A 12624-nucleotide genomic window follows, 5' to 3' on the forward strand; every position below is an offset into this window, starting at 1 on the left:
GAGTTCTCCTATTTGCCGTGACACTGTTTATATTTTTTCCCACTACCGCAGGGACATGGATCATTCCTTCCGACTTTTTCAGCAATCTGAATCGGCTGCATTTTCCCGGCAACCTGAGCAGAACTTGGTTTTTGCTGAAGACCAATATTCGTCGTAACTGCTTTACTTTCTGTCATTCTTGTTACAGGCTGCCTTCTCTGCTGCTGAACTTCTCCCGGTGCGTGCGGGAAAAACTTAAATGTGAACGATACAACATCATTTCTTATTTGTTCAAGAAGAGAAACAAAAAGTTTGAATGATTCACCTTTGTATTCAACAAGCGGATCCTTTTGTCCGTAAGCACGAAGTCCAATTCCTTCTTTCAAATCGTCCATTTCGCGCAAGTGTTCTTTCCATTTTGTGTCGATTACACTAAGCATTGCGTATCGTTCAAGTCTTGCCATTAATTCAGAACCGAGCATTTGCTCCTTTTTATTATAGAATTCTTTTGCAGCGTTCAGGAGTTTTTCTTTCAATCCATCTTTACCGAGCTTTTCAAATTCTTCCGGTTCAACTTTAACATCAACGAGCAGCTTCATCATCAGCTCTTCTCTGATCTGGTCTGCTTCAACATTTTCAAAATACATATCGACTAATGCGGTGATGTATTCATCGAGCAAATCGAAAACTTCACTCTTAAGTCTATCGCCCTGCAGAGCACGGTTACGCTTTGTGTAGATAACTTCCCTTTGCGAATTCATTGTGTTATCATATTCAAGCAAACGTTTGCGTATTGAGAAGTTATTCTCTTCAACTTTCTTCTGTGCTCTTTCAACTGAACGGCTGATCAAAGGATGCTGGATTACTTCGCCTTCTTTCAATCCCATTCTTTCCATAACGGACGAAATACGATCTGAGCCGAATAATCTCATCAAGTCATCTTCAAGCGATAAAAAGAATTTGGAAGTTCCCGGATCGCCCTGTCTTCCTGAACGACCGCGAAGCTGACGATCGATTCTTCTTGACTCGTGTCTTTCGGTTCCGAGAATATAAAGTCCACCTCTGTCTCTAACTCCTGCACCAAGTTTAATATCAGTTCCTCTCCCTGCCATATTCGTTGCAATAGTAACAGCACTTATCTCACCTGCGTGTGCAACAATTTCTGCTTCACGTTGATGCTGTTTTGCGTTCAAAACATTATGCTGAACTCCTTTTCGCTTCAGCATTCTGCTGATAGTTTCTGAAACTTCAACCGAAGTTGTTCCAACAAGTACAGGTCGTCCTTCTTTTTTCAGTTCTTCAATTTTTTCTATTACTGCGTTATACTTTTCTCTTTTTGTTTTATAAATCGAATCATCTGTATCATCTCTAATACAGGCCTTGTGAGTAGGAATCACTACTACTTCAAGATTATAAATCTGGAAGAATTCATTCTCTTCAGTTTCTGCGGTACCTGTCATACCGGCCAACTTTTTATACATCCTGAAATAATTCTGAAGAGTAATCGTCGCAAGCGTCTGCGAATCTCTCTGAACCTTCACATTTTCTTTTGCTTCAATCGCCTGATGTAATCCATCACTATATCTTCTTCCGGGTAAAACGCGACCCGTAAACTCATCAACGATTGCAATCTTTCCATCCTCAGTTACAACGTACTCAACATCTTTGTCGAATAAAGTATAAGCCTTCAAAAGCTGGTGAAGTGTGTGTATCCTTTCACTCGCTTCAGAATATCTTGAATAAAGAGCATCTTTCTTTTTAATTTTTTCTTCTTCAGATAGATTCGGATCGTTTTCAAACTTGCTTATTTCTGTTCCGAGATCGGGAAGTACGAAGAAATCTTTTTCCATTCCGCTTCCCTGCGCAAGCTCTTCCCGTCCTTTCTCTGTAAGGTCAATACTGTTGTTCTTCTCATCGATTACGAAGTAAAGTTCATCATCAATGATGTGCATATTCTTTGCTTTTTCCCGAAGATATTCAAGCTCAGTTTCCTGCATAAGTTTTTTGTTGGAAGCTTCACTAATTACTTTCATCAGTTTGTTGTTCTTCGGCAAGCCTCGATATGCTCTGAAAATATGCACGCCTGCTTCAGGAGTTGCACCTTGTTCTTCGAGAATTTTTTCTGCTTCAGCTAACATGCTTGCAACTAAATTCTTCTGCTTTTTAAAAATCCTTTCAATCCTTGGTTTCATTTCCATAAACTTATGATCGTCAACATCAACCGGACCGGAGATGATCAGCGGCGTTCTTGCCTCATCAACCAAGACCGAGTCAACTTCATCTACAATTACAAAATTATGTCCGCGCTGAACCTGTCCTTCCTTATCAATTGCCATATTATCACGAAGATAATCGAAACCAAATTCATTGTTGGTTCCGAAGGTGATATCGCGGTTATAAATTTCTTTTCTTTGTCGCGGATCCATCGTGTTGAGAATACAGCCGACTGTGAGTCCGTGAAATTTATAAATCTCACCCATCCACTCGCTGTCACGTTGGGCAAGATAATCGTTTACAGTTACAAGGTGAACTCCTCTGCCGGTAAGAGCATTAAGATAAACTGGAAGTGTTGCGACAAGAGTTTTACCTTCACCGGTGGCCATTTCAGCAATCTTTCCCTGATGCAAAACCATTCCTCCAATTAACTGAACATCATACGGAATCATGTCCCAATGAATTTTGTTTCCGACGACTGTCCAGGTTTTACCAACCAATCTTTCGCAGGTTGATTTTACAACTGCAAAAGCTTCCGGAAGTATTTGATTTAGTATCTCTTCATATTCTTCGTCGAGTTTTTCATTCAATGCATCGAGTTCATCATAGACTGCAATTCGATCAAACTCCTCATCACTCTGGAGTTTTTCTCTTAGTTCAGCAATTTGTTTTCTTGTCTCAGCGGTGTGTTCATTTATTTTATCTTTGAATTCCTGTGTTTTTGCTCGTAATTCATCATCGGAAAGTGGCTTAAGCTTCTCATATTCCTGGTTAATTTCCTCAACGACAGGCCAGAGAACCTTCAGATTTTTCTCGTGCTTATCGCCGAATAATTTCTTAACAATATTTAACATTCAGTGTCTAACTCCTTAATTATAGTGCGTTTAACATACTTATGTAAGTTTTGAAATGCAATTTAAGAAATTTTGGTTAGAATAGATCGCATACTAATTTAAGTAAGTGTAATTATCCATTTGTTGTTTTTTAGAAAATGAATTCTGAGATTACAAATGAAAAATATTTTTTATTGACTAATTATGGGGGAAATATGAAATATCTTGCTATAATCTTTAGTTCGATCTTCTTATTTCATTACTGTTCAGATTCAGTGATAGAGCCAAACGAATATTCCTTAAAAAGATTGAAAGGACAATTAGAGAATTATAATTTAGGTGATAGTGTAGTAATACGTCTCGATAGAGTATACATTATAAGACCGACCGGCGATTCTATTATAGTAATTTCATCTGGTGCAATTGAGTCAGACGGTAGTTTTGAAATCGAACTTGAAGAACCCCCAGATTTCCTTCTTAACAACATTAATGGATGTACTACAAACATAATCAGTGATAGTTCCGCTCTTATCTATCCTCATTCATCTTATATCCTTTATAAAAATAATATTAAAATTGGATTTATATATTGTTCCGAAAAGTCTTTTGATGAATATCCAGCTGGCGGAGAATATATAACTAGCTTACTTTACTCTGACAGAGAATTAACAGTTACCGGAGATTGTATTAATCAAGGAGGAACAAAAACAAGCATTAATAAAATTAATTGTCATTATTTAAAAGGTTGGAATTTCAGAGTACATTCTCTGATTGAGAATTCAGATACACTTTTTATTAATGAAACAACAGTCGATAATACATTTAAAGGCAATTGGTATTTTGGATTATATAATTAGATAATTCTAAAATTTTATTCTAAATTCAAACAGCTTCTCGAGAATACATCATAATAATGTACTAACAAGCCCATTTATCCTTAAATTTGAGTAATAATTGATTATTTGAATTTAAGAGTTCAATTCATTTGCGATTAAAAACTTTATCTGATGATTTCATAAATAAGCTTGCCGGCTTTTCTGCCGGTGCACTTCCGCCGCAGGATTTTGAACGCCTGATAAAACTTTTCTCTTCAGAAATAAAAAAACATTACTTCACACATTCATCTGAATCAAACTTGCTGAGAATAATCAATGGAATGTTTGACAAATTCTTTTTCCTCAGCGAATGTCTTCGTTATCCTCATTATGTTGAAATACTTGTAAGCATTGCCTCTAACAGTAATTATTTGAGCGATATACTCGTTATCAATCCGGAGTTTTTTATCTCGTTACTGATTCATCAATTCTTAATTCAATGCTGGATAAAGAAGTATTTGATGCTGAAGTAGAAGAAAGAATTTTACGATATAATTCACTCGACGCAAAAACTCACGCACTCAATTCTATCAAGAGAAGAGAAATACTCAGGATTGGATTGAAAGATATTTTTGGTCAGGCAGAAGTTCAAGAAATAACCTCTGAACTTTCAATTCTTGCAACAACTTTAACCAGTAAATTATTTGAAAGCTGCTACCAGCTCATTCTCAATAAATACAAAATTGCAAAAGTAAAGCAAGAGTATTGTATAATTTCACTCGGTAAGCTCGGCGGTGGTGAATTGAATTATAGTTCTGACATTGACATTATAATCTTCTACGATGAAGATAGCGAAGTTGGTAGTGGGTTGTTGGGGGTTGGTGGTCGGAAATCCTTAAAAGAAAAAAAGTTTGTTGGGAGTAAATATTATAGTGAAATTCTATCGGAGACAATTCAGTTATTTCTTGAGAAGTGTACATCATCAGAAGCGGGAAGTTTGTACAGAATTGATCTTCGATTAAGACCTGATGGTAAAAGTTCATCGTCATGCAGAAGTCTGCAGGAATATCTTGATTACTACGAAAGCAGAGGAAGCGATTGGGAGAGACAGATGTTAATTAAAGCAGGATTTCTTGGAGGAAGTGAAAAGCTTTATTCGCAATTCATAAAATACATTGACAGATTTATTTATCCTGCCGTTCATTTTGTTTCACCAATTGAGCAGATGAAAAGGCTTCGAAAAATTATTGAACGTGAAAGCGAAGAGTCAGGAAACATTAAAACAATCGCTGGTGGAATAAGAGATATAGAGTTTGTTGCTCAGGCACTTCAACTTTTGAATGCCGGAAAAAATCCATCTCTAAAAACGGGTAACACATTGATTGCACTGGAAAAATTAGAGAGTTCAAAACTTCTAAAAAAATCTGAGAATAAGACGCTCCGCGAAGCATATATTTTTTACAGGAGAATCGAGCACTTCCTGCAATTGATGAATAATACTCAAACGCACACCATTCCGGAGAGTGGAGAAATCGTGGAAAAGTTAAGTCATTTTCTCGGTTTCAAATCACTGAAAGAATTCAAGGACCAAGTTCAAACTTTTAGAAAAGATGTCCGGGATATTTATAATTCTATTCTCGGAGAAACAAAAAAATCCCAGGATAAACAATATATTTTCAGTCAGATCAAATTCATTAATCCTCAGAGAGCAGAATCTGATGTTACTTTTTTGAGAGAAGGAAAAGGTTTAACAGTAAGTCGTAAATTTGATAAATCAACGCTAGAAGCATTCGCTAAGATTGAAGAAGTCATTAATAACTTTTTACTCAAATCGAATAACCCTGATCTGTGTCTTTCAAATTTTGTTCGTGTAATAAAGCAAGCCGACTTTCCTTCTATCTGGTATAAAGAATTCACTAATGAAAATTTTCTAAAAATCTTTTTGCAGTTGTGTGAAAATTCGCAGTTGGTTATCGATCTTTTTGCAGAAGATAAAATTCTCAGAGAAGGATTTTTGAGCAGGGATTTTCTGAGCGAAGTTATATTGAGTGAAGCCAAAACAATCCGTTTAAAAAATAGTTTGTTCAGACTCGCAGTGCAATTAGCAATTAAACTCATCGAACCTGAGATCGCATCAAAATTGTTGAGTGAATCAGTTAGGCAAAAGATAAGCTCGGTCTCAGATGAATTCAGTAAAAAGAAAAAGTGGGAAGAAGATTTTTTGATTATTGTTCTCGGAAGCACAGGAACAGAAACAATGACATTTGCTTCAGACGTTGATTTGATTTTTGCTGTAAAGAATTCTGGCAAGTACTTAAAAGTCCAAAATGATTTTCAGGAGCTGCTTGCTAAATTAAAAACAGAACTTGCACCATTTTCAGTTGATTGCAGATTGCGACCCGAAGGTGCAAGCAGTCAGCTCGTGTGGGATTTTGATAAATACACTGAATACCTGGACATCCGGGCCAGGATCTGGGAACTTCAATCATTTCTGAAAGCAAGTTATGTAAGTGGTGATGAAAAGCTTTTTATGAGACTTCTGAAAACATTTCAGAAAAGAGTAGCAAAATTAAATCCTGAGGAAATCATTAAAGGCATAAACGATATCAGATCAAAATCAATATCAAGTTTTCCTGCTGAAATGGGATTGGTTGACCTTAAGAAAAGTGCCGGTGGCTTGAGTGATGTTGAATACATTGCGCACTATCTTATTTTGTCAGATTCTGGATTGGCAGCATTGTTTACCGGTAAATCCATTTCAACAATCTTAGATACACTTTCGGGTAAATCGAAGCATAAAAAAGTTTTAAATGAGCTTGCCGATAATTACATTTTCATTAAGAATTTAGAAATTTTTAATCAGCTTGCTTTCAGCAGCAGTTCGTCAAAGTTATCGACTGAAGAAAAAAAGTTTGATAAGCTTGCTCGGTTTATGAAAATTGAAAACGGTGCATCGTTAAAGAAAAAAATAAATTCTGTTCTTCAATTCAATAGAGAGAGTTATTCTGCAATCATCCGGAAAAAATAGAAAATGAATTTTGTAAAGAAATATTTCTACCTCGTCACAGCACTTTTTACATTTATAGTTTACTTGTTCACGCTTGCACCTTCAGTTGTGCAGATAGATTCCGGTGAGCTTTCGGCGGTTCAGGCCACACTTGGAATCGCGCACCCGACCGGTTATCCATTGTTCACGATGATTGGTTATTTATTTTCGTTGATTCCTCTTCCCTTTTCAAAGATATTTCAGCTGAATATTCTTGCAGCAATTTATTGCAGTGCCGGAGTTGGAGTTTTCACTTATACAATAAAATATTGTCTTGATAATCTTGCTGTATTCAAAAAGAAAAGTTCATCTAAAGAATCAACAAAGAAGGACAAGAAGAAAGCGAAAGATCAGACTATTACTGAGAAACAAATTGACATTCCAGAAAACTTCAAATTACTTGCAGCAGTATTTGGAGGATTGACGCTTGCATTCAGCAGGACATTCTGGTTTCAGAGCACTTCGGTGGAAGTTTATTCGCTCCACTTGCTTCTGATTTCTCTCATCATTCTTTTTCTTTTGAAAGCATACGTAAATTCTTTTGAGAATGATAAGCTGACGAACTGGCTACTATTTGCTTTCTTCCTTGCTCTTGGGTTTACAAATCATCTTACAACTTTGATGATACTTCCCGGAACAGCCTATCTGTATTTCTCGAGATACAAATTCAATTCAGCCAGCTTCAAAAAATTAACATTGATGATTGCACTTTTCATTGTCGTTCTTGTTGTGGTTTATTCCTATCTGCCATTGAGAGCTTCGCAGAATCCAATATTGAATTGGGGAAATCCAATTGATTGGGAAAGAATTTATCGTCACGTAACCGGCAGACAATACCAGGTTTGGTTGTTCACTTCGTTCGATTCAGCCGGAAAACAGTTTAGCCATTTCTGGAGTATTCTTCCATTTGAATTTTTCGTTGGATTAATACTCGCATTGTTTGGATTGTTTGTTTCTTTATTCAAATCAAGATCTTTAGGCTTATTTATTCTGATAACATTTCTCTTCACTTTATTTTATTCAATTAACTACGATATCCACGATATCGATTCGTATTTTCTCCTCGCCTTTGTGATGATTTCATTCTCAGCGGCATTTGGTGCGCTCAAGTTTTTAGAAATGAAAAATATTCCGAAGAATTATGCACTCACCGGGTTAGGAATTGTTCTTGCGATTCAACTCTTCTTCAATTTCAGAGAAGTCAATCAAAGCAATGTTTACACTTATGAAGATTACACAAAAGCTGTTCTGAATACCGTTCCTGAAAACTCGATTATCTTCAGCTACCAGTGGGATTACTTTATTTCGGCTTCTTATTATTATCAGTTTGTTGAGGATTACAGAAGAGATGTTACGGTTATCGATAAAGAATTACTGCGAAGATCTTGGTATTACAAGCAAATTGAAAATCAAGATCCGGATATTTTAAAGGGTGTTCAAAACGAAGTCAATCAGTTTCTTGTCGCACTTCAACCGTTTGAAAGAGATGAAAATTTCAATCCCACACTTTTAGAGAATTTGTACAAAGCAATAATGAGCAATCTAATCAAGACAAATGTGAGCAGCAGGGATTATTTCATTGCCCCTGAACTTTTTGATCAGGAAATGCAGCGCGGTGAATTCAGATTACCGGAAGGCTATACACTCGTTCCTCATTTATTTTTCTACAAAGTTGTTCAGGGAGATGAATATGTTCCGGCACCAGATCCTGATTTTCAAATACGGTTCTGGTCTAACAGAAATGTTTATATTGAAACAATAGAAAATATGGTTGGGAAGATGTTATCCAACCGTGCTTTTTATGAAGTTAAATTCGGAAGAACAGACAGAGCAAAAATTTATCTGAAAAAAATCCAGAAAGATCTTCCGGGATTTAAGCTTCATCCCGCTCTGCTGGAAGTGTTGAAGAATTAGTCTTCAATTGCTTCGAGTAATTCTGTAATTCTCTCCTTTGTAAGTTCAGCTTTAGTTCTGAATGATTGAAGCGTAACATCCATCTGCTGGATAAGGTTTCGTTTGTAATATCTCGGCGCATAAATAGAACCATCGATCATATAAATCCGCTGAGTATTTTCGTCATAGAAAAAATAATTTACAAAGGGTCCGCCCATTCCTTTAATATTAAGTTCCCATAAACCCTGGGTGAACAGAGCATACCGACCGTTAAAATTAATTTCATTTACTACAAAATTATCTGATGCAACTACCACGTGCGATGCATCATCGCTTGTTTGATAATATTTTTTCGTTACCCTGTTCCTGATAACCTTTATCGAATCCTGTGACATATAATCCGGAGTCGCATTATCAATCCAGTGAATGAATATCCAGCGTTCCATTTCTGTGCCCGGTGATCTTCTAAGCCAGATAAATTTATCTTCGGGTTTTTCAACTGCAACAACGTAATCGGCTTGAACATAAATAACCCAGCCGTAATCACGCAGAAATTTTCCTTCAATGTCTTCACGCTCGTATGTCGGGTTGTATAAATTATTGAATAATCTTTCATCAGATTTTTTTTGAAAGTTATATAGAATATCGTCTGCATTATTCAGAATCTTTTTATTAAGCTCCTCAATTGTGTTTGCAGAAAGCACTGCTACAATCTGACTCTTAGCCCAAAGGTCATATTTATAAGCTACAAAATTTGAATCGGAAGCCAACTTGTTTTCTACAGATGAATCAACAATAGCCTGAATATACTGAGAGGTTCTGCTTCCGGAGTTTAGCGGTGCAGCAATAATAATATTTTTAGTCCGCTGATTTTTTTCAATTTGAGATACATTCATTCTTTTTAGGGTGAATAATTTTTCAGGTTGAGGCGTGTAAATTTCTTTTTCAAAAGTCGCCTGCAAAGCGGGAAGTAATTGTTCATATTCCACTGAATCTGCCACAACATATATTTCATCTTCGAAACCTTTGGCTGGCTTCTGCGAATCACAGGAAATCATCAGAGTTAAAATTGTGACTATCATAATTAACAAAATTTTTTTCATAACTACCTCGGTACGTTTGAAAGAGTTAATTCCAGGTTCGGCAGCATAGCAAGGTACAATCCCCACATTGTGAATCCAACTGAAAGCGGGATTGATAAATTATCATCAACTAATTTGAATGAAATATTTTCCACTATTGAACCAACAAACGCAGCAATAAAACCTATTATATATTCTTCTGTGAAGCTGCCGATTTTAGGAGTAAATAAAATCACAATACATGCACTAATAAAAAAGGTTAAAGTTCCCTCCAAGCTTTTGGAGAGGAATTTATGTCTGCCGAATTTTCTGCCTATCAACGCCGCAGCCGAATCGCTTATTATCAATATTGAAAATGCTGTGATGAAAATAACTTTGGGAAATATCAACACGCTTATAAGTGCGGAAATTAAAACATATGTAGCACCGTTTAGATTTTTCTTTTTGTGATCGAGTTCATGCTCGCGCAGTAAAAAGCCAAAAATCTTGTAGAAAACTTTTCCTGTTTCAGGATGAAGGTATCTGCCGAGATCAATTATTAAAGCAACTACTGCAAGAATAGCAAGAATGGTAGCCGCAGTTTCGACAGTAATGAAATAATAAACAATGGGAATTGACAGCGAAGTAAGATGAATCAGTTTACGGAATAATTCATCTCTGTACTGAATAGTACCGTTATCAATTGGCGTCATCTTTTACAGGAGCATCCTTCTGCTTTCGCTGCTGCATCATCACTTTAACATGCTCTGGAATTTCGTCTTCCTTTTTCGGCTCTTTAATTTCCGGTATAGGAGGAAGCTCTTCGCCTTTTATAATTCTTTCAATTTCCTCGGAATCGAGAATTTCGCGTTCGAGAAGTTCCTTTGAAAGTTTATGAAGTAGGTCGATATTTTCTCTCAAAATTTTCTCGGCACGGCCCATTGCATTATTTATGATACCACGTACCTCTTCATCAATTTCGATTGCAGTCTTTTCGCTGTAATCACGATGTTTCTGTATTTCTCTTCCAAGGAAAATTTCTTCCTCTTTCGCACCGTAGCTCATCGGTCCCATCTTATCGCTCATCCCCCACTCACATACCATCTTACGTGCAATGTTGGTAGCTTTTTCAATATCGTTTCCAGCACCGGTTGTGTAATGATCGAAAACAATTTTTTCAGCAGCACGGCCGCCAAGCGCGTAAGTGATTACTGCTTCAAGATATTCTTTTGAGTAAGTATGCTTTTCATCAATCGGGAGGTAACTCGTAACACCGAGCGCACGACCTCTCGGAATAATTGTTACTTTGTGAACAGGATCAGCTTCGGGAATCATTCTTGCAACGAGAACGTGACCAATCTCATGATATGCAGTGGTTTTCTTTTCTTCTTCGGAAATAATCATACTCTTTCGTTCCATTCCCATCATCACTTTATCTTTTGCTTCTTCGAAGTCTGACATTTCAACTTTTTTCTTATTCTTTCTTGCGGCAAGAAGAGCTGCTTCATTAACAAGATTGGCTAGTTCTGCACCTGCTAATCCGGGAGTTCCCTTCGCAAGCACTTCAAGATTTACTTTTTCCTCAAGCGGAATATTTCTTGTATGAACTTTGAGAATTCCTTCTCTTCCTTTTACATCGGGTCTGTCAACAACAACCTGACGGTCAAATCTTCCCGGTCTTAACAATGCTGGGTCAAGAACATCCGGCCTGTTTGTAGCAGCAATGATTATAACACCGCTGTTTTGTTCAAAACCATCCATCTCAACAAGCAATTGATTGAGAGTCTGCTCTCTTTCATCATGACCTCCGCCGAGACCTGCACCACGATGTCTTCCAACCGCATCAATTTCATCAATAAAAATTATACAGGGAGCGTTCTTTTTTCCCTGTTCAAAAAGATCACGAACACGACTTGCACCAACACCAACAAACATCTCAACGAAATCTGCACCGCTGATTGAGAAAAACGGAACGCCGGCTTCTCCTGCAACGGCTCGTGCAAGAAGAGTTTTACCTGTTCCCGGAGGTCCAAGTAAAAGTACTCCACGAGGAATTTTTCCTCCAAGCTTCTGAAACTTGGAAGGCTCTTTTAAAAATTCAATTATTTCCTGCAACTCAACTTTTGCTTCATCTGCACCGGCAACATCACGAAAGGTTACACGCTGACTGGACTGACTTATCAACTTAGCTTTACTTTTCCCAAACGAAAAAATTCCTCTTGAGCCACCGCTTTGTCCCTGCATCCTTCTCATAATAATTATCCAGATTGCAATGATCAGAAGCCAGGGAAGAAATCCGAGAAGGATATTCAGCCATTCACTTGACTGTTTGTCAAATGAATATGTTATTCCTTTTTCTTTCCAGAGAGTTTCCTCTTCTTTGATTATCGGCTCAGGTATGTAAACAGAAATTGCGGTTACTTTTGTGGCCGTTCCATTAATGTTGATTGAAGTTTCTGAAGTTAATTCAGCACGGAAGAAATAATCATTAATATCAGACTTAGTGATCGTAGCTTCTTTTATTTTATCCGTTTCATTCAGCAGGCGGCGGTATTCAGCAAAAGGAATATCAACAAATTGTTCCTGCGTAGTTCTGAAAACCTGCATAACAATTATTGCCGCAACAATTACTGCGCCCCATCCAAAAACCATGCGTAGCACTTTCGACCAATCGAAGTTATCATCCGGTTTGTTAGGACCTGAACCCTTCGGTGGTTTTGGAGGCTTTTTATTTTCGTTGTTATCAGCCATAAAAAATTTCTTAAAATCAATATTCATTAAAA

Annotated in this window: 8 protein-coding genes; 4 read left to right on the forward strand and 4 right to left on the reverse strand. The window is 37.0% G+C overall.

Annotated features, from left to right (window positions below):
* Positions 1 to 8 precede the first annotated feature (8 nt).
* Positions 9 to 3047, reverse strand: coding sequence for a preprotein translocase subunit SecA (gene secA / locus IPM14_08370; protein MBK9098115.1), 3039 nt, complete (start codon positions 3045 to 3047; stop codon positions 9 to 11).
* A gap of 194 nt (positions 3048 to 3241) precedes the next feature.
* Here secA and IPM14_08375 point away from each other — a divergent pair, with 194 nt between their 5' ends.
* The 4 genes from IPM14_08375 (at position 3242) to IPM14_08390 (ending at position 8801) form a co-directional block, all read left to right on the forward strand.
* The gene (locus IPM14_08375) at positions 3242 to 3883 is read left to right on the forward strand and encodes a hypothetical protein (GenBank protein MBK9098116.1); all 642 of its coding nucleotides are present in this window, start codon (positions 3242 to 3244) and stop codon (positions 3881 to 3883) included.
* A 128-nt stretch (positions 3884 to 4011) separates the two neighbouring features.
* A complete protein-coding gene (locus IPM14_08380; protein MBK9098117.1) occupies positions 4012 to 4374 on the forward strand; it encodes a hypothetical protein in 363 nt (120 codons plus the stop codon).
* Complete coding sequence (locus IPM14_08385) at positions 4341 to 6869, forward strand: hypothetical protein (protein MBK9098118.1); 2529 nt, start codon at positions 4341 to 4343, stop codon at positions 6867 to 6869. The genes IPM14_08380 and IPM14_08385 overlap by 34 nt, the downstream gene beginning before the upstream one ends.
* A 3-nt stretch (positions 6870 to 6872) precedes the next feature.
* Positions 6873 to 8801, forward strand: coding sequence for a DUF2723 domain-containing protein (locus IPM14_08390; protein ID MBK9098119.1), 1929 nt, complete (start codon positions 6873 to 6875; stop codon positions 8799 to 8801).
* Here the strand turns inward: IPM14_08390 and IPM14_08395 are convergent.
* The 3 genes from IPM14_08395 to ftsH are packed head-to-tail and all read right to left on the reverse strand — an operon-like array spanning position 8798 to position 12619.
* On the reverse strand, positions 8798 to 9883 hold the full coding sequence (locus IPM14_08395) for a DUF4837 family protein (protein MBK9098120.1): 1086 nt from the start codon (positions 9881 to 9883) through the stop codon (positions 8798 to 8800). The genes IPM14_08390 and IPM14_08395 overlap by 4 nt on opposite strands.
* 2 nt (positions 9884 to 9885) lie before the next feature.
* Positions 9886 to 10554 (reverse strand): dolichol kinase, encoded by a 669-nt coding sequence (locus IPM14_08400; GenBank protein MBK9098121.1) that lies wholly within the window; start codon positions 10552 to 10554, stop codon positions 9886 to 9888.
* Entirely contained in the window at positions 10541 to 12619 is a 2079-nt protein-coding gene (ftsH, locus tag IPM14_08405; protein MBK9098122.1) for an ATP-dependent zinc metalloprotease FtsH, read from the reverse strand. The genes IPM14_08400 and ftsH overlap by 14 nt, the downstream gene beginning before the upstream one ends.
* Positions 12620 to 12624 lie beyond the last annotated feature (5 nt).

The sequence above is a fragment of the bacterium genome (genome assembly GCA_016716565.1).
Classification (GTDB): domain Bacteria; phylum Bacteroidota; class Ignavibacteria; order Ignavibacteriales; family Ignavibacteriaceae; genus IGN2.